Annotated in this window: 17 protein-coding genes (1 of these 17 cut by a window edge); 8 read left to right on the top strand and 9 right to left on the bottom strand. The window is 36.5% G+C overall.

From position 1 onward, the window contains the following. The 4 genes from FW768_RS18020 to FW768_RS18035 form a co-directional block, all read left to right on the top strand. A protein-coding gene (locus tag FW768_RS18020; RefSeq protein WP_153397758.1) for a 4-alpha-glucanotransferase crosses the window boundary here: on the top strand, positions 1 to 2,120 show its 3' portion. The gene continues 535 nt to the left of window position 1, outside the view; only the last 2,120 of its 2,655 coding nucleotides appear in the window; its start codon lies off the left edge, out of view; its stop codon occupies positions 2,118 to 2,120. 139 nt (positions 2,121 to 2,259) lie between these two features. Further along, positions 2,260 to 3,240: a hypothetical protein gene (locus FW768_RS18025; protein WP_153397760.1), complete on the top strand. Its 981-nt coding sequence runs from the start codon at positions 2,260 to 2,262 to the stop codon at positions 3,238 to 3,240. Between the two features lie 175 nt (positions 3,241 to 3,415). Continuing rightward, entirely contained in the window at positions 3,416 to 3,862 is a 447-nt protein-coding gene (locus tag FW768_RS18030) for a hypothetical protein (RefSeq protein WP_153397762.1), read from the top strand. Between the two features lie 126 nt (positions 3,863 to 3,988). Then, a complete protein-coding gene (locus FW768_RS18035; protein ID WP_153397764.1) occupies positions 3,989 to 4,498 on the top strand; it encodes a ferritin in 510 nt (169 codons plus the stop codon). 55 nt (positions 4,499 to 4,553) lie between these two features. Here FW768_RS18035 and FW768_RS18040 read toward each other — a convergent pair whose 3' ends face one another. The 3 genes from FW768_RS18040 to FW768_RS18050 all read right to left on the bottom strand — a co-directional run bounded on the left by FW768_RS18040 (position 4,554) and on the right by FW768_RS18050 (position 10,227). Beyond that, entirely contained in the window at positions 4,554 to 5,804 is a 1,251-nt protein-coding gene (locus tag FW768_RS18040) for an erythromycin esterase family protein (RefSeq protein ID WP_153397766.1), read from the bottom strand. 703 nt (positions 5,805 to 6,507) lie between these two features. Beyond that, entirely contained in the window at positions 6,508 to 6,909 is a 402-nt protein-coding gene (tssD, locus tag FW768_RS18045; RefSeq protein WP_185152003.1) for a type VI secretion system tube protein TssD, read from the bottom strand. 162 nt (positions 6,910 to 7,071) lie between these two features. After that, positions 7,072 to 10,227 (bottom strand): UvrD-helicase domain-containing protein, encoded by a 3,156-nt coding sequence (locus FW768_RS18050; protein WP_394349982.1) that lies wholly within the window; start codon positions 10,225 to 10,227, stop codon positions 7,072 to 7,074. Positions 10,228 to 10,395: 168 nt separating this feature from the next. Between FW768_RS18050 and FW768_RS18055 the strand changes: the two genes are divergently transcribed. The 4 genes from FW768_RS18055 (at position 10,396) to FW768_RS18070 (ending at position 13,614) form a co-directional block, all read left to right on the top strand. Next, complete coding sequence (locus FW768_RS18055) at positions 10,396 to 11,142, top strand: carboxypeptidase-like regulatory domain-containing protein (RefSeq protein WP_153397771.1); 747 nt, start codon at positions 10,396 to 10,398, stop codon at positions 11,140 to 11,142. 4 nt (positions 11,143 to 11,146) lie between these two features. Beyond that, a complete protein-coding gene (locus FW768_RS18060) occupies positions 11,147 to 11,956 on the top strand; it encodes a hypothetical protein (RefSeq protein WP_153397773.1) in 810 nt (269 codons plus the stop codon). Positions 11,957 to 11,991: 35 nt separating this feature from the next. After that, positions 11,992 to 12,807 carry a carboxypeptidase-like regulatory domain-containing protein gene (locus FW768_RS18065; protein WP_231128723.1) on the top strand — a complete coding sequence of 272 codons (816 nt, stop codon included), beginning with the start codon at positions 11,992 to 11,994 and terminating at the stop codon, positions 12,805 to 12,807. 72 nt (positions 12,808 to 12,879) lie between these two features. Continuing rightward, positions 12,880 to 13,614, top strand: a complete 735-nt coding sequence (locus FW768_RS18070; RefSeq protein ID WP_153397775.1) for an SIMPL domain-containing protein — start codon at positions 12,880 to 12,882, stop codon at positions 13,612 to 13,614. Positions 13,615 to 13,728: 114 nt separating this feature from the next. Here FW768_RS18070 and FW768_RS18075 read toward each other — a convergent pair whose 3' ends face one another. From FW768_RS18075 to FW768_RS18100, 6 genes are all read right to left on the bottom strand, one after another. After that, positions 13,729 to 14,472: a hypothetical protein gene (locus tag FW768_RS18075; RefSeq protein ID WP_153397777.1), complete on the bottom strand. Its 744-nt coding sequence runs from the start codon at positions 14,470 to 14,472 to the stop codon at positions 13,729 to 13,731. 275 nt (positions 14,473 to 14,747) lie between these two features. Beyond that, on the bottom strand, positions 14,748 to 15,260 hold the full coding sequence (locus FW768_RS18080) for a GNAT family N-acetyltransferase (protein ID WP_153397779.1): 513 nt from the start codon (positions 15,258 to 15,260) through the stop codon (positions 14,748 to 14,750). Positions 15,261 to 15,262: 2 nt separating this feature from the next. Further along, positions 15,263 to 15,484, bottom strand: a complete 222-nt coding sequence (locus tag FW768_RS18085; protein ID WP_034725857.1) for a PspC family transcriptional regulator — start codon at positions 15,482 to 15,484, stop codon at positions 15,263 to 15,265. After that, positions 15,477 to 16,748, bottom strand: a complete 1,272-nt coding sequence (locus tag FW768_RS18090) for a DUF2851 family protein (protein WP_153397781.1) — start codon at positions 16,746 to 16,748, stop codon at positions 15,477 to 15,479. Before FW768_RS18090 ends, FW768_RS18085 begins: the two co-directional genes overlap by 8 nt. Positions 16,749 to 16,998: 250 nt before the next feature. Then, a complete protein-coding gene (bshA, locus tag FW768_RS18095; protein ID WP_153397783.1) occupies positions 16,999 to 18,153 on the bottom strand; it encodes an N-acetyl-alpha-D-glucosaminyl L-malate synthase BshA in 1,155 nt (384 codons plus the stop codon). 4 nt (positions 18,154 to 18,157) lie between these two features. Further along, positions 18,158 to 19,879: a glycoside hydrolase family 3 protein gene (locus FW768_RS18100; RefSeq protein ID WP_153397785.1), complete on the bottom strand. Its 1,722-nt coding sequence runs from the start codon at positions 19,877 to 19,879 to the stop codon at positions 18,158 to 18,160. Between the last annotated feature and the right edge of the window lie 88 nt (positions 19,880 to 19,967).

The raw sequence follows: 19,967 nt of genomic DNA on the forward strand, positions 1-19,967 counted from the left end.
AATTTATTCAATTCAAATACTGTATTTATGATGTTAAAGAAGGAAAAGTAATTGATGTAGAAACAGGAGAAAACAGGTTTACGCTGGCTAATCCTTTGGAAGATGTTCTTCAGATAGTTTCCAATCATTATTTCAGATTTAAAGGATATCAGATGTATCATGATGCGGGAGTAGCCGTTCCTGTGTTTTCTCTGAGAAGCGAAAATGGTTTTGGAGTAGGGGAATTTTCTGATATTAAAGAGCTGGCAGACTGGACAAAGGAAACCAATCTGGGAATTATCCAGATTCTGCCAATCAATGATACTACAGCTAATTATTCCTGGACGGATTCTTATCCTTATGCAGCTGTTTCTGTGTATGCACTTCATCCGCAGTATATTTCATTGGAAAGCCTTGATTTCCCTTTACCGGAATCTTTAGTTTTAGAGTATCAGTCTGAAAAAGAAGCTTTAAATGCCCTTGATCTGATTGATTATGAGAAAATGATTGAAGGCAAATGGAAATATCTAAAAGCGGTTTTTAACGCAGAAAAAGATAAGATTTATAAAGACCGGAATTTTAAGAAGTTTATAAAAGATAATGATCATTGGCTTCTTCCTTACGCCGCTTTCTGTGTGCTTCGGGATAAATATAAAACTCCGAATTTCAACGAATGGAAAACCCATAAAAAATATATTGCAGGGAAAATAGCTCCGTTTTTCACCAGCAAGAGCAAAGATTATGATGCTTCAATGCTTCATGCATGGGTACAGTATCAGCTTCATTTGCAGTTGAAAGATGCTGTGGATTATACCCATAAATTGGGGATTTCGTTAAAAGGCGATCTTCCAATCGGTATTTACAGGTATTCTGTAGAAGCATGGACAGAACCGGAATTGTTTGGAATGGATTTCCAGGCAGGAGCACCACCAGATCAATTTACAGAATTAGGACAGAACTGGGAATTCCCAACGTATAACTGGGAAGCTATGAAGGCCGATGATTACAGATGGTGGAAAAATCGTTTCAAAGCATTGGAACAATATTTTGATGCGATGAGAATTGATCATATCTTGGGCTTTTTCAGAATATGGAGAATGCCGATCTCCGCTGTGCAAGGAATTTTGGGATATTTTTATCCGGCAGTTCCTATCGTTACAGAAGAATTTAAGGCATGGAATATCTCATTTGATTTTAACCGATACTGTAAACCATTTATCAATGACAAGATCCTGTGGGATTACTTTGGTGAAAATACCACTGAAGCATTAAAATATATTAACCATAATAGTGACGGAACCTATTCATTTAAAGAAGAATTTGATACTCAAAGAAAAATATCCGATTTTTTTAAAAAGAATCCTGGAAGCTCAATAGAAGATAAGCTTATTTCACTATGTGCGAATGTATTGTTTCTTACTGAAGAGAGAAACGGAGAAACGGTTTATCACCCGAGATTTAATGTTTATAACACAGAGTCTTACCAATACCTGCCTGAATGGGATCAGAAAGCAATTTATGACTTGTATCACGACTATTTCTTCAGAAGACAGGACCATCTTTGGTATGAGAAAGCCATGGAAAAACTTCCGGTTATCCTGAATGCAACCAAGATGCTGATCTGTGGAGAAGACCTTGGAATGGTACCTTCCTGTGTACCTGTTGTCATGGATGAACTGGCTATTATCGCCCTGAAAGTGCAACGCATGCCTTCTGAAAATATTCCGTTTTATAATCCTAAAAATGCAGATTATATGAACGTGGTAACTGCTTCTTCCCATGACAGCTCTACTTTACGGCAATGGTGGAAGGAAGATCCTGCTTTGACACAGAAATACTTTAATCAACAGCTGATTCAGTATGGAAAAGCCCCTGAAGAAATGGAGGCACATCTGGCGGAAATCATCATAAAGCAACATCTTTACAATGAGGCGATGCTGGCTATTTTCCCAATTCAGGAATTTATGGCAACAGATCCGGAGCTGACAAACAAAAATATAGATAACGAAAGAATTAACGACCCTGCCGTATTTCCACATTACTGGCGTTACAGGATGCATCTGAAACTGAAAGATCTCAAAGCCAGCACAAACTTCAATGAAAAGATAAAACATTGGATAAAAGATAGTGGTAGAATGTAAAATTAACAATTGATTATCAGTCATTTAATAATAAATTGAAAGAAGTTTTATCTTAGGATTTAACTTCTTTTTTTTATTTACATCAAAGAAGTAGAATAGAGATATTCTGCTATATACTAACCAATTAACGACTATCGGGATGAAAAAAATATTTTTGGGATTTGCTTTGGGACTGGCAGCTTTGTCTTCCGCCCAGCAATATCCAAATAACGGATGGGGAGACGACGGATATTATCAAAATGGGAACGGTTATTATTCTGATGAAGATGACCGAAATTATTTCCCTGATGATTATTACTACAATTATCCTCAGGATTATTATCCAAGCGAGTATTACCAGAACTATTATAGCGACTACCGAAACAGTGTTGTCAATATCAACTGGAATGTTTTCTTCAGACAAAACGGGCTGAACCGTTGGCAGATTGATCAGATTTTGCGGCTGAATAATCTGTATGCAAGTTTTTCAGCTTGGGATAACTTTTACCGATATAATCCGGACAGATGGTATTACGACAGATTCTATGCGCTGGAAAGAATTTTAGGACCAAGAGTATTCGTGGTATTCCAGAATAATTATTATCACGGAGGAAGCCCAATCGTTTATTTCCAGAATTACAGAAGAACATACTATGCTCCGAGATATGCAGTAATGCCGAGATACAGAAATGTGAATATCAATATTTATCGTGTTGACCGGTCAAGATTCAGCAGAATGGATAATCCTAGTTTTAATGGATTCAGAGGAAGTGACAGACCGAACAACGGATTCAGAGGACCGGTAAGAGACGGCAGCAATAGTGGCGGTTTCCGTAATCAGGCAGATAACAGAGACAGATCCAATAATTCCGGAGGATTCCGAAACGACAATAACGGGGGAAGAAGTAATGGTGGATTCAGAAGAGAATCTGATAACAATAACGGAACCAGAGGTGGATTTGGAAATAATGGAGGTTTCAGAGGAAACAGTGAAATAAAAAGAGATGCTCCGAGAAGAGAAAACAGTAACGGAGGATTCAGAGGAAATAATAATGGTTTCAGATCTGAAAGCTCCTCTCCAAGACCGCAGAACAATAACAACAGTTCCGGAGGTTTCCGAAGCAGATTAGCAAATAATTAATTTTCATATATTATATTTAAGTGGTGTGAAGGGCAGGTTTTAGGATCTGTCCTTTTTTTTATTTAATTATTATTTTGATAATAAAATTTAACAATTTTTATGAATATGTTCATTTAACTTCTGTTTTAACTTATAATCAAAAAGATGTATAACAATTAATTAAATATTTTTTAAGATGAAAAAATTAGTTTTAGCAATAGCAATGATCGGAATAAGTGGTTTGGCAATGGCACAACAGACTACTCCTCAGGACAGACAGGCAAGAGCTGTAGAGATGAAGCAGAAAATGCAGCAGAAAGAACAGGAACGTATGGCACAGATGCAGAAAGATCTTAACCTGAACCCATCTCAGGTAGCTCAGATTAAAGCCCTTCACGAACAAAGAAAAGCTGAAATGAAAGCCAATTTTGAAAAGAACAAAGATGAAAGAATGGCTAAAATGGAAGAAATGAAAGCGAAAAGAGCTCAAATGGATGCCGATATGAAAAAGATCCTGACCCCTGAGCAATATGATAAATGGCAGGCGGACAGAAAAGCAAAGATGGAGGAAAGAAGGGTAGCAATGAAGGAAAGAAAAATGATGAAAAAGCCGATGAACACGGCTGTTCCTGATGCAAAATAAACGTTCATAATTTTGATTTTTTAATGTGTGAAGGATGGGATTTTTCCCGTCCTTTTTGTATTAATTTTCATTAAAGCTTTTGATTTCGGGCTTTTATTCCCTATTTTTGACTATAAATTTATACTTATGATCAGCGAAAAAATTGCAAAATTAATTAACGAGCAGATTGCTCACGAACAATATGCTGCACAATACTATCTTTCAATGTCTGCCTGGTTTTCAGGACAGGACCTTGACGGAATTGCCAACTATTTCAGAGTTCAAAGCAAAGAAGAGTTGATGCACGCAGATAAAATGTTTGATTACCTGAATGATGTAGGCGGAGAAATCATTATCGGAGAAATTGCAAAACCACCGCATCAGTTTGAAAATGCAACAGATATTTTCGAGAAAGCATTGGAGCATGAGAAAAAAGTAACAAAGAGCATTTTCAATATTGTAAAGAACGCTAATGATGAAGGAGATTTTGCAACAACATCTTTCATGCAGTGGTTCATTAATGAGCAGGTAGAAGAAGAAGCAAGCGCTTCGCAGTATGTGACGAAGATCAAGATGGTATGTGACAACCCTTCTGCATTATATCTTTTCGATCAGGAGCTGGCTCAGAGAGTTTTTACTCCTAATACTACCGCTTAATATCCATAATAAGCTAAAGAAATAGCCCCGCCGTTCAGAGAACGGCGGGGCTATTTTATTTTATTAAAAGTCTGGAATGGGTAGATTCCTTAATGAAGATCAGATAATCGAAATCAGCGGCAATATTGGTTTTCTGAAACTCTTCCGGAACTACCGTGGAACCGGCTCTTCTGAATTTTATTTCATCCCTGGTTATCCATCTTGCAGCCTCATTATTTTCTTTTTTAAGGCTTTTAAGGTCCAGAATGAAGATAGGAATGTCTAGGGAGTTCAACAGATATTCTGCTGTACCTTCATAGGCTGTTTGTGCAGGAAAAGGACCAGTTGTTTTGGACTTTCGGTCAAAAGCAGTATAATTTCCGCTGTAAAATGCAAACCCGAAAGTGACATAATCATTTTTTAAATCACGTTTTAAATATTCTCCCATCTTTCCTTTGTAGCTGTTGATATGACCGTTATGAGCTGAAATAATCATTCTGAAATCAGGATTTTGAGAGATGATCCATTCAATATTCTGGGCCATATAAAGATCTCTTTTCATCGCTGATTTATCTATATTCTGTTCAATGATGCGGAGATTCTGAAGAAACCAGTTCCTTTCTTTCTCATCTTTTATTTTCTGGGAAGATACTTTGAGATTTTCAAGAAGAGTGTTCAGAGTTTCTTTTTGACTGCCGGTAATATCCGTTTTTTTAGATTTACCATTACTTTGTGCAAATATTTCAGAAATCTGGGCGGCATCATTTTGTGAAAAATTGTTGGCTGTGCAGATTTTCTTTATTTCTTCTGTAGCACCGTTAGTAAACAACATATCAAATCCTGTGAATTGTACTTGATGAGAACTGGTCTCATTGTATTTTTTAATCCAGTTGATGATTGATAGCATTTCCTCAGTCTGCCACGTCCAGAATCCCATTTCATCCAGAAAAGCTTTAGGATCCCCTTTTCCACTCATCGTATATTCGTTCATCATGTAGGATTCAGGCATGGACGCCTCAAGAGAAAATATACTGAAATTTTTATTAGGAACCAGGTATCTTACCAGTCGGTCTTTCATTTTATAAATCTCGCTGGAACCATGGGAAACTTCTCCCAACGCAACAATTTTAGAATCTCCGATTAATTTATCAAATACATTCAGATCAGAAGTTTCAGGATACCCCGGTTCAACAGATTTTAAAGGATAAATGAATTTTTTTAGATAAGTTTTCTCTTCCTCCATCAAACTTTTTTTCTGTGCCTGGACATTGAAAGATATAAGAAAGATGAGGAGAGTAAAGGTTGCTCTGTAATAATGTGTCTTCATGGCTTATTTTTTGTACCGCAAAACAAAGTCAAAAAATAATTTATTTAAAAAAATCAGACATAAAGTTTTATTAAATTTTGTTTTAAAAAGTTAATAAAACTCTAATTAAGAGCCTGTACTTAACATCAGTCTGTAATAAGAATTTCTGATTTTAATATAGGTTTGAAGCTGGGAGGGGGAAGAGGGAAGTTATGAAGGTCATTAAGAATAATTATTTATTTGTTTTTTACTTTTCTTATAATATTAAAATTTTATAGTGACTGTCAATACATATAACTAAAAGTAACTTCCAGCTTCCAACCAATTTCCTTAACCCTAATCCATTTATCCTTTATCTTTTCTGCCTTCGCCTCAGTATTCTGACAGAAATGAAGAAGGAGAGAATGGCCGAGAGAAAACCATATACCAAAGCAATAAAAACATTTCCCGTAGGCATATATCGGTGGCCATCTGTTGTTATAGGTGGCCAGATATAGTCTGCTGTCTCATAAACTGCCACCATTGTAATAATCAGTATGGCAATACTTATAAGAAAAGAAATAAGGTAAATTTTCATGGTATAGAGCTTTCATGTTTATCCCTTAAAAATAAGAATGTTATCCGGATTAGAAGTGAAAATAAGATGAAGAATTACTGAAGTTTTTAAAATAAAAAAAGACCATCTTTAATGAAGATGATCTTTATATATGGTAATAAGCAGGAATTAAGACGGCCAGAAACCGAAGTACTTAGAGTTACCGTAATCGATAGTTTCTGCACTTACGATAAAGCTGATCAGCATACTGTTTTCATCCACTGCATCAAATTCTACCTGATGCTGGACTACATAGCCGTTTTCCCAGCTTAAAGTAATAAGAGTACCTTCTTCGTGAGATTTATTGAATGTAATTTCTCCTGTTGTAGGCTTATACTTTCCGTTGAGTAAGCTTTCCAGAATGTCTGATTTTTCCGTTGCTTCTACTGTAATTTTAATAAGTGCATTAGAGGGATCTGACGCTACACGTCCTGAAACGTCTGTAGATCTAGATACGCTGTAGTTCAGCTTTAATAATTTCTGACCTTCCCCACCATTGAATTTTAAAATTCCTCTTGAGTTTGCTGCCATGATAATAAATTTTTAATGGTTAATAATATTTGCATCAGTGATTGTACTACAAATGTATATTACTTTGTATTATTCTGGAAATTTTTTCACATAACTTTCAGATTTTGTAGTACTTCTACGATTTGATGTAGTACTTCTACGATTATGGCTAATATAAAAAATTTATAGATAGATCAGTTGTATTTTCAAAACTTTTCTTCCCAGCTTTTCCAGAATATTCCGGTATCCTTCAATCTGTAGCTGATCTTTTTCTGTTGGCTCTCCGGTTTTGAAATCCACGATAATATATCCTTTATCATTTTTTAAAATACGGTCGGGCCTGAATAGATGACTTTCACCATTTTCAGAGATCATAATATCCTTTTCATTGATCACCTGCCAGCTTTCATCAAAGAATTCAGCATACTTTTCAATGATATGGAGTAGCGTTTCCTCTATCTCGTTCTTTTCTTCCACGGTGATCTGTCCTTCCATCACATACCGTTCCAATACTTTGGCGGTATCTTTTTTCGTATTGATTTTTGAAAGCAGCTCATGTACAAAAAGCCCTATTCTTACCTTTTCATTTCGAACCTGATAGTTTTTGGATGGAGTAGCGATTTTAATAGAAGTACTCTTTTCATTCACATTTTTCAGATGCTGAATATCTTTGGTCTTAAAGGAAGATATTTTATCTTTTGAATGCTTCTTTAGACCTTCAGGAGTTGTTTCATACAGATCAAACTCATCCGCCTGATTTGTATTTTTACCATTGAAAAACTCAAGTAACTCAAGATTGTTGGACGTTTTATTGGCTTTTTGAAGATAAAAGAACAATTGCTCAACAGGACGGGTGGTTGCTACATATTGAAGGCACAGTCTGTCAATAAGGTTTTTATAGGAGTTTTTTTTGTTGAATTTTTCAATTTCTTCATCGTAAACTTCCAGTGTTTTGCTGAACTGATTGATATTGACGGATTTCAGAGCATCATCATTCTGAGTATCAAACCAATTGGTAAATTCGCCGTCCCGGTTCTTGTTCATCATCGGAATAAATACGATCGGGAATTCCAGCCCTTTAGACTTATGGATAGTCATAATCTGCACCGCATCTATATTTTCCGATGCCTGAATGGTATAGGCAGATGCTTCTTCATCCCAATATTTCAAAAATTCTTTGGTGCTGGCTCCGGCATTCTGGGTGAAATTGAAAAGCATTTCCAGAAAGTTCAGGAGAAAATCGGTTTCTTTATTTTCAACAGAAAATTCGTTGATATAATATTCCACAAAATTATACAGATTGAATCTTGGGAAATGATCCTGCTTTAGCTTTAAAGTATATTTTATCTGAATGAACTGAAGAATGTCCTCATGTTTTTCAATCTCCAGGATCTCTTTCATTTCCAGAGTGAAATCTGCCATATGAATCCTGCCTAAAGTATTCAGATAATACATCAGCATGATCAGATTAGTTCTGTTTTTGGGATTAATCTCCCACCTCAGGAATTCAATAACCGCTTTCAGGGTATTGGAAAGTTCCAGAGTAAGCCCTTTATCCGAAATCGTCTTGATGTTGGTTTCCTCACCAAGGTAATTTACTTTCAGATTTCCCAGTTTCTGTGAATAGCTGAAAATATCAAAATTTCCACGGCATAAGATCGTGATATCAGAAAACTTAAATCCGTTGTCAAGGCTTTCCTGAATATCTTTCCGCATTCTTTCAGACGTGTCGTTGTAAAAATCTTCATTGGTGAGATTTTCAATGAGATTTACCTTTACACGACCGTCAATCTTCGATTTCGGGTTTTGCTCAGCATCTGTTCCGAAAATATTCTGATGTTCCTCTTCCAGCCCCTCAGAATGATACCGATAAAGTTCGTTGTTGAACTGAACAATATTTTTAGCACTTCTCCAGTTGTCTTTCAGTACCAGAAGATCAGCCTGTCTCGGAGCAAATTCCTTTTTATTGATAATATCCAGCATCAGCTTGCTCTCCCCGCCACGGAACCTGTAAATACTCTGCTTGGGATCGCCCACCAGTGTAAAAGAAGTATATTCTGTAGAAACACTGTGGTCACGCAGCGGAACAAAATTCTGCCATTGAAGTTCCGAGGTATCCTGAAATTCATCAAAGAAATAATGCTGAAACTGGGAACCTACCTTTTCATAAATAAAAGCAGACGGCTCATTTCTGAGATTTTCGTTGATCAGAATATTGAATTTTGATAACAGTACCAGATCATTCTCCTCTTCAATCTTTCTCAGTTCATCCTGAATATCCTTATTAACCTTCAAAGGCAGTAGGGCCGATAGGATTTTTTCTTTCTTTTGGGTTTCAATATACAAAAGGATCAGCTGCATCCTGTTAGCAAGAAGCTGATCGAGAATCTCAAAAATTTCAGGTTCCTTATTCTTTGATTTAGAGGAAGCCCCTTTTCTGTAATTATTGACAACGGATTCTTCCTGGGTCGTTGGAAAAGGAAAACCAGGTCTTTTCTGCTGATAAAAGTCAATAACTTTCGTGAAAAATCCTCCGATTCCGTTTTTACCCTGCGCAAAATCTTCAATCTCTATATTTCTGGAACGGAATAATTTCACTGATTCTTCAGCTAGTTCTGCCGATTTTTTTTTATTCTGAACAATCTCTTTCCGAAGCGTATTTTTGATATTCTCATAATTCGTATCATCAAAATCTTTATTGCTTTTCAGATGCTCGTAATGGATATCTTTTACGAATTCTTTGGCCGAATCGTAAAGGTTTTTATTGAGGTTGATCCTTTCGTTGTTTTCAAGACTGTAATCCACATAATCCATGAAGGAGTTCGAAATCGCATCATTTTCCCCGATCTGATCCAGCATTTTATCAACGGCCTCAATCAGGAATGGTTCCGCTTCGATTTCCAGATTGAAGTTTTTGGCTAATCCCAGCTCATAAGAAAAACTCCTTACCAGCCTGGAATTAAAACGGTCAATCGTTCCGATGTTCAGGGTTGAATAATTATGAAGTACATAATCCAAGAGTTTCTTTGAACGGATATGAAGCTCATCGAGGGTAATTTTCAATCCTTCTGCTTCAAATGCCAGTTGGATATTTTTAAGATCTGCATTGTCTGCAAAATTATCCGCAGTGAAATTTCCCAGCCATGACAAGATTCTTTCTTTCATCTCGTTGGCAGCTTTGTTGGTAAACGTAAGTGCCAGTATATTCCTGATCGACTGCTGCTGATTAGGATAACGGAGACAAATCATCAGAAGTCTCTGAACAAGGGCATATGTTTTTCCCGAGCCCGCTGAAGCATTGATGACCGTATAAGAATTATGCATTGCTGAATTTAGAATTGAATCTGCAAGTTAGCTAAAATTTAAGTGAAATTTTAACAATTATAATGGGCTCTTTAACACTTTTACAGGCAAAATTCAAAAAGAAATCCTAAAACACGTTAACTGTGGTTAAACTTGTAGTTTGCTTTGAAAATAATTTTAGATTTGTTGCATAAAAAACTGCCAGTGAAACTCAAACTATTCTTTATTTTATTCACTCTTTTTTCCATTTATTCTCATGCCCAGAATTATATCTTCGGAAAGGTAACTTCTGAAGATGGTTCCGAAATGCCGGACGTGACGGTTATCAATATAAGAACAGATGAAACCGTTCTCACCAACAGGGATGGTCACTTTATGGTTTCCGGAAGAGGCGGGGATGAATTAAGGTTTGTAAAGCTTGGATATGTGCGCCTTGTAAAGAAAGTAACTAAGGAAAACATTGAAGCTCCCCTCAATATAAGCCTGGAAAGGGAAACCATACAGATTGCTGAAGTTGAAGTAAAAAAGGGTGTTACCGGAGATTTGAAGATTGATTCCAAAAATCTTAACAGACCCAAAAAAGTAGAGAAGCTGATAAAAGATATAGACCGTTATATTGCCCAGAAATCAGATCCAAGGATACTTGCTGCAAAACCCGGTGAATTTGTACAGCCTAATGGAGGTGGATTCTCCATTGGGAAAATAAAAAATAAATGGGATGATATTGATCTGGGAAGTTACCTGAAAACAGCTCTTGGTGAAGAATATTTTGCCGATCTTAAAATAGAACCTTCTCAGGTAGACCATTTTATCAGCTATGTTCTGGCTGGTGGTTTTGAAAGAAAAGCAATTCTGAAATACGGCTTCTGCAGTGATACTGATCTGAACCGTTTTAAACGGTTCGTTATGATGAGAATATCATCTTACAGAGCTCCACAGACGAAAAGATAACCTAATGAAAGCCTATAGTAAACAATATCTCAGTGGGACTCTGGTCCTGATCTCTGCCACTGCTTTTTCACAGCAAAAAGTAACCGGGAGAATTACAGATAACAGCAGTACAAATATCAATCCGGTGCTGGTGATCAATATCTCTAATCAGAAGAACGTATTAAGCAGTACTTCTGGTGATTTTACCATTGATGCCTCGGAAAATGATGAGATCAGGTTCGTAAAAGAAGGGTATTACCGCTTTGATAAAAAGGTTTCAAAGGAAGATTTCAATACTCCTTTATCCATAAGTCTTAAGAGAATAGAAATTGAGATTCCTGAAGTGAAAGTGACTTATACACCCACCGGAAATCTGGAAAAAGATAACAAGTATCTCAATGAATCGAGAAAGATTGGGGCTTTGAAATCAGGATTAAGTGAATATATGAGAAGCCCTTTGAATGAGCCGCTGCCGGTTAATTCCATTTCCCAGAACTTTAAAGGTCACGATTTTAAAGCCGGGTATGTAAATGTGTTCAGTGTTCTTAAAGTAGCTGCTAATTTCATCAAAAAATCAAGGAAACCTAAAATTACCAAGGCTAATTTTACGGAAACACAGGATTTTATAAGCAGAATTAAAACAGACATCGATTTGGGATTTCTTAGAAAATATGGAATGGAAGATGAACAGATAGATCATTTTCTTATTTACGCCAATGATACGCGGACCATGGCGAAGAAATATAGGAAAGATTTTAAAAAAGACGTTATCATCATGGAGCTGCAGGTTGCTTTTGCTGAATACAGCAAATTGAACAAACTGGATAACCAATAACAGCTCTGAGTTTATTACATTTGAAATAAAAAGAATTGGATTATATAGACAGAAATATTGAATTTTTTAAAGGAAGGAAAATTTTTCTTTTCTTTATTTTCCTGTTCAATACCTTCTTTTCCCAACAGACTGTTACGGGCCGTATCACAGATAATGATGGCGAGACTATCAGCTCTGTGATTGTCATCAATATGTCTACCGATCAAAAAACATACTCTAATACAGCAGGTATTTTTGCTATTGAAGCTTTCCCCAATGACGAGTTGAGGTTTGTAAAAGAAGGCTTCAACAGGGGCTCAAAAAGAGTGCTTACAAACGGTATTAATTCAGAGTTTATGATTACCCTTATTCCGATACCAAAAGACGTTGGAGAAGTAAAAGTGGTGAGAAAACCAACAGGAGATCTTGCTGTAGATTCCAGATTAGCTGCCAGAGAAGATAAAGGTGAAAGAGTGAGACAGGCGGTAGGGCTTCCTCAGCCTGTAGGAAAAATGAGGGAAAGGCCTGCTGAGGTTAAGAAGGTTTTACTGCCGATACTTTTAGGATCGCTGGATGTACAGGGAGCTTTTGACCTGATCAGCGGTAAGGCAAGGAGGCAGAAAAGGAAGTACAGATATGATGATCTTCAGACGGATATTACCTGGGTAACAGATAGAGTAGATAAAAGTTATTTTACGGAGGTAGGAATTCCTGCAGATAAGGTTTCTGAATTTATAGAATTTTCATTTGCCCAACAACCTCTGGTTCGTAGTTACGTAAGATCCAAAAATATATCCGGTGTTTTACTGAAAATGGAAGATCTGATTCCTGTTTATGTTGAACGTCTGCAGCAGCGTAAAAACCAGGAATAATGTTAAAAATTCTTAAAAAGGGAATGGAAATTGATGTAGATGTAACTTAAATATGCATCAAATCAATATTTTATGAACAAAAATAGTATCGCAGTAGCAATAGCGGCATTAGGCTTCGTTATTGGACTTGCCTTTTTAGGCAATGCTGTCAAGAACAGAAATAAATCCGAAAATACAATAGCTGTGACAGGACTTGGAACGAAACAGTTCGTATCTGATCTTATTACCTGGTCCGGAAGTTTTTCTAAAAATAACATAGATTTAAAATCAGCTTATGATGAGCTGGCATTGGACCGGAAGGTGATCCATGATTATCTGACCTCAAAAGGAGTGAAAGAAAATGAGATTGTCTTTTCTTCTGTAGATATTCAAAAACAGTTCAGAAGCTATAACGATTCCAACGGAAACTATGTACAGGGAGAGTTTTCAGGCTATAATCTAACACAGAAAGTCTCTATTGAAAGCAAAGATGTGGCAAATATTGAAAACCTTTCCAGAAACATTACCGAGATCATCAACCGCGGTATCGAATTTACGTCTTCTTCACCTTCCTATTTCTATACCAAGCTGGCTACAGTAAAGCAGGAAATGATTGCAAGTGCTACAAAAGATGCTAAGGAAAGAGCAGAAAAAATTGCAGAAAACTCAGGAAGCAGCCTGGGCAGCCTTAAAAAAGCAACGATGGGAGTGATTCAGATTACTGCACCCAATTCCAATGAAGATTATTCCTACGGTGGAACATTCAATACTTCTTCCAAAGAAAAAGAAGCCAGTATTACCATAAAACTTGAATATCAGGTGAATTAGAACTAAAAATATCATAATCCTCAAAGAGTTTTAAAAGACATAAAGATAAAACGCCGGAGAATATTCTTCGGCGTTTTTATATTTTAATGATCCACATATCATCAATTTTTATAATTAATTTATCCATTCACAAATAATGGTGAAGTTATCTTGTTTGTCATTATTGGAGGTATACAACTTAAATATACGGCTTGCATTTTTTGGAATTTTTGCAGAAGAAGCAATTACACCAATTTTAAAAGCCTCCCCGGCTTGTAATACTTTTGGATAACTATCCACAATACAATCGCTTGCAGCCGACCGGATGGAATTTATAAATATTGTTTTATCTGACTTATTTTGTCCCAATATCTCAAATTTTTCATTGGAGAGCTTAACAGCAGCGGTGTTTAATAAAAGTCCGGAATTGTTGGTCGTGGTGTTAATCTGTACACTTCTTTCTGAGATTTTTTCACTTTGTAAGGTTTGCCCTGCAGGTTTTAGGCTGATTAACAGGGTATCGGTTGGTAATTTTGAAAGATGAAGAGTTGTCGATTGGTCTATATAATAAGAATTTACAAAGTTTAAATATATTTTCCTTCTGGAATAATTGGCTTTTACAATAGCAGTAGCTACCCCTCTGTAATCAGTTAATATTGAATCTATTAGTATTGAAGCCGGAATTTTATTCTGATTATTCATTTTATTATATTTCCTGAGCTTAATAGGTTTTGATGTTAAAATAACCTTATACGATGGAATAGCCTCGTTAATTTCATCGACCAATTTAATAACAATTTTTTTCTGAGTAGTATTTTGTGAATACAGAACAGTATTTGCCAATAATATGCTCATCAAAAGGGTGATAATTTTAATCATAACATTTTGTTTTATAGATTATTAAAGGTAGTTAAAAAATCCTTACCATCATTTTTTATACTTTTGAATTTATAGCAGAGGCCATAACTTTAAGTATTAGGTTAAAAGAAAAAAAGAAAGGGATAATTTTAGAGTAGAGAATCTTTATCCTGGAGAATAATAAATATTTAAAGAGAAGTGATGAATAAAAAATAAACTTCCCTGTTTTGCCATTTTAAAGTTGACCTAAAAAATAATGCAAAAAAGGGAAGCCTTCATTGAGTGGAAATTATATTTTAATGATATACTACATCATAAATTTCTTCTTTGATCTCCTTCAGGTGTTCAGGGGCATAGTTCGCAAGCAGCCACAGATCTAATGGCTTTTTGCCTTCACCATAACTGGGCTGTACATACATTTCATCAATCAGGGTGAATCCGTTTTTCTGATAAAAAGCATAGCGTCTTTTAGCATCTTCTCCCAAATGATCCGGCTCTATTTCCAGAACAATTCGGGGATAAGTTTTAAACAGGTATCCTGTAATGTGTGATCCTAGCTTTTGGCTTCTGAAGGTCTCAAAAACCTCAAAATGTTCTACAAAAACATAAGAACTCAGTTCCCAGATGATCAGGTATCCTATCGTCTGTGAATTGTGCAGTACAGAGATTACTTTTACATGAGGATTGGAAAAAAGAGCAGTAAATTGATTCCAGTCTCTTCGCTCGTCTTCAGGAAAAGTTGAGGTATAAGAAGAGTAGATTTCCTGAACTCTATAGTCTTCAGCGGTAGTAATTGGTAAAAATTCCATAATTATAAATCAAAAACACTGGGTCTTCTGGTAATAAAAATATCTTTGATCCAAAGCGTGAAAGCCAATCCAAGATAGATCAGAAAGAAGAAGCCGGCAGTGGCAAAAGTTGAATAGATAAAGAATATCCTTAGCTTGGATACAGGAATTCCCAGTTTAGCCCCGGTTCTCGTAAGAACACCGAACCATTCTCTTTCCATCTTATGGCGGATATTATCAAACATTTGAAGATTCTTTTAAAAGTTTAAATCCAATACTGCAATTTAAGCAATTTTTTTCGGTACACGAGTTTTTGTAATGATAAATCAGGCTCTGGCTTTCCAAAGCATTTTTACAGTTCAGACCTATTTTTTTCCATCCGGAGGTTATCGTATTTTTTTCAGTGGTTATATTCCGGTAAAAGTCAAGGACTTCACCTGCAATTTCTTCTTTATGGTATTTATGGTAGGTATATTTTAAAGGTAAAACTGTATTCAGGATAACCAGTTCAATAAAATCTCTGCTCAAAATTTTGGGCTGAACCTTTGAGATTGTTCCGAAATTAAAATGACAATCCCAGTATTCCGATGCTTTGATGGGTGAGAATACATGATACAATTCTTCCGTACTTTCCGCCCTGATGAGTTTTGAAAATAAATTCTGGTGTTGGTAATAAAGATCGGCCAGCTGAGAGAGACGGATAGTAGGGAAATTAGGAGGACGCAGGCGTAAAAATTTAGGATGAAATTTCAGATCAGTAATATTGAACTTCTTCTTAATAAATTCAAATTCCCGTTTCCAGAGCATCATTTGCCCGTCCATAGGTTGATCAAGCCATCCTGAAACTCCGAAAAACAAGGATTCAAGCTGTATTTCATTCTGCCGGATTTTATTGATGATACTAAAATCAATGCTTTCTGCAATCTGTCTGAAGATATGAGCATTTACTTTTAAACCGAAAGAGTAGGCTAGACTGTGAAAAAGTACCGCCTCAAAATTGTTTTTATGAAGATCCAGACTCTTTTCCAGTTCCAGAGATTTTTCATCCAGTTTTTTCAGGATATTCTCTTCATGAAAAGCAATCGGAATTTTAGCAGGATTGAAAATATTTTCACAGGGAATGAAAGTCTTACCACTTACCAGCTTTTCATATTTCCAGAGAACATTTTCATCAATATGATCTTTCAATTCCAGAGTGGGAACATTTCGCCGGCTGAGGTCATCAATTTCTGCATCGTTCAGGAATACCACATGAAGAATAATATTCTGGTAATTAGGATCTGTGGAGTGATTGTGAAAGATCCAGTCCGAGGTTCTTATGTGTAGCTCTATATTTCCGGCAATCAGAAGCCCTTTTGTTTTAATCTGGGCGTCTAAGAAATCAGGACCAGCATTCGTATTCCATTTCCCGTAATGGATGATTTCAACAGGGTTCCCCTCAGTGTCTCTGAAGTCAAAATGTTGGAAAATTTTATAATTCCAAAGATATTGAAGGAGTTTTTCTGTCATCAGTGCTAGCATAAAAATACTCTAAATAACAGATATTTCGTAACCGCTTTTTGAAATTTTCAGCAGTTGTTCTATACATTTCTTTATTAAGAGAAAGAATGTTTTTCAGATCTTATTTTTTAATTTATTCTTTCATTATACTTTAGGTTTTAGATAAAAATTATACAAATTATCTGTGGGCTGTGCTATAAAAAAATATCTCCCGTTTTCACAGGAGATATTCACTATTTTATGCTTGTTTACCGTATTGTCAGTTGATTCCTGCAACGGTTTCTTTCTTGAAATTTTCTATGGTTGTTCTGTACATTTCCTCATAGATCGGAAGAATGTTTTTCAGATCAAACTTGATCGCCTGGTCTTTGGCATTCTGCTTCATCTGGGTTAAAAGCTCATCATTGCTCAGGAGCTTGATCGTATAATTGCTCATGGCTTCCACATTTCCGATCTCAGCAAGGAATCCGGTTTCTCCCTGAATGTTTACCTCAGGAATTCCGCCCGCATTGGAACTGATGACCGGAGTATAAGCAGCCATGGCTTCCAAAGCAGCCAAACCAAAACTTTCCTGTTCTGAAGGAAGAAGAAATACATCGGAAAGCTGTAAAATTTTATACAGGTCATTTACTTTTCCTAAAAGACGGATCTTGGAAATAAGATCAGGATTTTCCTCCAGAAACTGATTAACCTTTTCCATATCCGGACCTTCACCAATGATGATCAGTTTTGATTTTACCTTTTTCTCTACATTCTTGAAGATCTGAAGCACTTCTTCCACGCGTTTTACCGGACGTAAATTGGAAACGTGAATCAGGATTTTTTCGTCAGGATTGGCAAATTGTGTTCGCTGGCATTCCGAACAGTCATCAAATTCAGAATTATCAATAAAATTGGTAATAACCTGAATCTCTTTTTTGATATTGAAAAACTGAAGGGTATCTTTTTTCAGACTTTCAGAAACAGAAGTGATAGCATCTGACTGATTAATGGAAAACTCCACAGCATGTTTGTAGCTTGGATGTTGTCCCACCAGCGTAATATCTGTTCCGTGAAGGGTGGTTACCAAAGGTATGTCATTATTGTCTTCTTTCAGCATCTGTTTGGCGGTGAATGCTGCATATGCATAAGGAATAGCATAATGAGCGTGAAGCAGATCCAGCTTATAAAGATTCACGACACGATAGATCATCGAACTTAAAGCAATATCATAAGGCTGATACTGGAAAAGCGGATAAGTCTGAACATTTACCCTGTGAAAGAAAATATTGGGATTGGTGATGTCTAATCTTGCGGGAAGCGCTGAGCTGATGAAATGTACTTCATAGCCTTTATTAGCAAGAGACATTCCGAGTTCTGTTGCTACAATTCCGCTTCCTCCGTAGGTTGGATAGCAAAGTATGCCTATTTTCATTAGATTATTGTTGTTTTGATGTTGATGAAACGGTTGTGTTCACGCCGGCATTAAGGTCTATACCCATACCTGCTTTAAGCTGGTCGTTAACCAGAACAGGCAGTCTGCCCCAGATTTTTGTCTTTCCATTCAGAGCATTGGCTGCAGCTGTCATTGAATCGTCATTGTTTTCGTAAGATACAAGAACAGTAGACACATTTGAAATATCAATGTCTTTCAGCGCGTAAGCACTTCCGAACACATTTAAAATAACGTTTTGTTTTTTGGTAAGGTCAGCTAGTATTTTCTTTGATTCTGCTGAAATCTTATAAGGTTTATAAGCCGTTGAATTATCTTTATGGAAACCAACGATTACCATTGATCCTGCAGGAATAGTATTGATTTCACTGGCTTTTTTGATCATAACATTAGACCCAAGCTGATTAGCGAATGTTTGATACGGAGCTTCTTCCAATGGAACGTAATAGACCTGCTTTCCTGTAACAGGAAGTAATTTCTTGTCGTCTTTTAATAAAGTCAGAGCATTGGCATAAAGATTCTGAACAAGGGTTTTATGAGAGTCATTGTTCAGGTCGCTGTTGATATTTTCCGGGTTTTTTGGTGTGTATTTGTCAAGGCCGAGAAAATATTTCGTCAATAAAATTTTCTTTACACTTTCTTCTACTCTGGATTGTGAAATTTCACGATTATCAATAGCTTTCTGGATTAATTTTTTTCCTTCGGAAACTCCTTGGGAGAATAGCATGATATCATTTCCTGCCTTAAACGCTAAAGCATCAAGTTCACCCGGTTTATATTTATTGGCTACAGCACCCATATTTAATGCATCAGTGATAATTAAACCTTTATAGCCTAATTTATCTTTCAGTAATCCTGTAATAATATTTTTAGAAACCGAAGCAGGAATGCCTTTTCCGGATTCTAAGCTCGGAACATATAAATGGGCTACCATCACTCCTCCGATTCCTTTATCCATTAAAGCTTTAAAAGGAGCCAGCTCAACAGTGTTCAGTCTGTCTAAGTTATGGGAAACAACAGGCAGATCAAGGTGAGAATCTGTACTGGTATCACCATGTCCCGGAAAATGCTTGATGGCAGCGAGGATGGTATTATCCTGAAGACCGTTGGAATAGGATAGGGCAGAGCTGATGACATTATCTACTTCCGATCCGAAGCTTCTGTTTCCGATGATCGGGTTGCCTGGGTTGGTATTAACGTCAACAACCGGCGCAAAGTCCCAGTTGATCCCCATTCTGTGACAGTCGTCAGCAATTTTGGCAGACATCTGGTAAATAAGGCTCTTATCCTGAATAGCACCAAGAGTCATAGCCCATGGAAATTTATGAGCTGTAGCGATCCTCTGGAACAATCCCCATTCAGCGTCCATTCCGATCATCATCGGAACTTTGGATTTCTGTTGAAATTCATTCACCAGACTGATTTCTCTGGCAGCGTCATCCTGCATCAGGATCAGACCTCCAATCTTATCATTAACCACGATGTTTCTTACCTGCTCAATATAGCCTTCGCCTTTATTCGTGTACAATGCTACGATAAACAGCTGGCCCAGCTTTTCATCCTGGGAAAGTGATCTGTAGGTCTTGTCTACCCAGTGATGGGCCTTTTTCAGATCGTCTTTGGAAAGGTTTTTGGGCTGGTACTGTGCTTTGGCAGCAGGGCTTATGAATGCACAAATAAAGAGGGAAGTATATATTAATTTCTTCATGATCTTTTCTATAAGAACAAAAATACAATTAAAAAAATGATGAAAAACAAAGTTTTTGAAATTTTTGGTATATGATTTGAATACGCTA

Origin of the sequence: Chryseobacterium vaccae, assembly GCF_009602705.1 — a bacterium.
Taxonomy (GTDB): Bacteria; Bacteroidota; Bacteroidia; order Flavobacteriales; family Weeksellaceae; genus Chryseobacterium; species Chryseobacterium vaccae.

What these genes read in the sequence shown, in the direction of transcription:
- FW768_RS18060 (WP_153397773.1), top strand. Translation starts at nt 11,147, where the DNA reads ATGAAAGCCTATAGTAAACAATATCTCAGTGGGACTCTGGTCCTGATC.
- FW768_RS18025 (WP_153397760.1), top strand. Translation starts at nt 2,260, where the DNA reads ATGAAAAAAATATTTTTGGGATTTGCTTTGGGACTGGCAGCTTTGTCT.
- FW768_RS18085 (WP_034725857.1), bottom strand. Translation starts at nt 15,484, where the DNA reads ATGTTTGATAATATCCGCCATAAGATGGAAAGAGAATGGTTCGGTGTT.
- FW768_RS18075 (WP_153397777.1), bottom strand. Translation starts at nt 14,472, where the DNA reads ATGATTAAAATTATCACCCTTTTGATGAGCATATTATTGGCAAATACT.
- FW768_RS18035 (WP_153397764.1), top strand. Translation starts at nt 3,989, where the DNA reads ATGATCAGCGAAAAAATTGCAAAATTAATTAACGAGCAGATTGCTCAC.
- FW768_RS18090 (WP_153397781.1), bottom strand. Translation starts at nt 16,748, where the DNA reads ATGACAGAAAAACTCCTTCAATATCTTTGGAATTATAAAATTTTCCAA.
- FW768_RS18100 (WP_153397785.1), bottom strand. Translation starts at nt 19,879, where the DNA reads ATGAAGAAATTAATATATACTTCCCTCTTTATTTGTGCATTCATAAGC.
- FW768_RS18030 (WP_153397762.1), top strand. Translation starts at nt 3,416, where the DNA reads ATGAAAAAATTAGTTTTAGCAATAGCAATGATCGGAATAAGTGGTTTG.
- FW768_RS18070 (WP_153397775.1), top strand. Translation starts at nt 12,880, where the DNA reads ATGAACAAAAATAGTATCGCAGTAGCAATAGCGGCATTAGGCTTCGTT.
- tssD (WP_185152003.1), bottom strand. Translation starts at nt 6,909, where the DNA reads ATGGCAGCAAACTCAAGAGGAATTTTAAAATTCAATGGTGGGGAAGGT.
- FW768_RS18040 (WP_153397766.1), bottom strand. Translation starts at nt 5,804, where the DNA reads ATGAAGACACATTATTACAGAGCAACCTTTACTCTCCTCATCTTTCTT.
- bshA (WP_153397783.1), bottom strand. Translation starts at nt 18,153, where the DNA reads ATGAAAATAGGCATACTTTGCTATCCAACCTACGGAGGAAGCGGAATT.
- FW768_RS18080 (WP_153397779.1), bottom strand. Translation starts at nt 15,260, where the DNA reads ATGGAATTTTTACCAATTACTACCGCTGAAGACTATAGAGTTCAGGAA.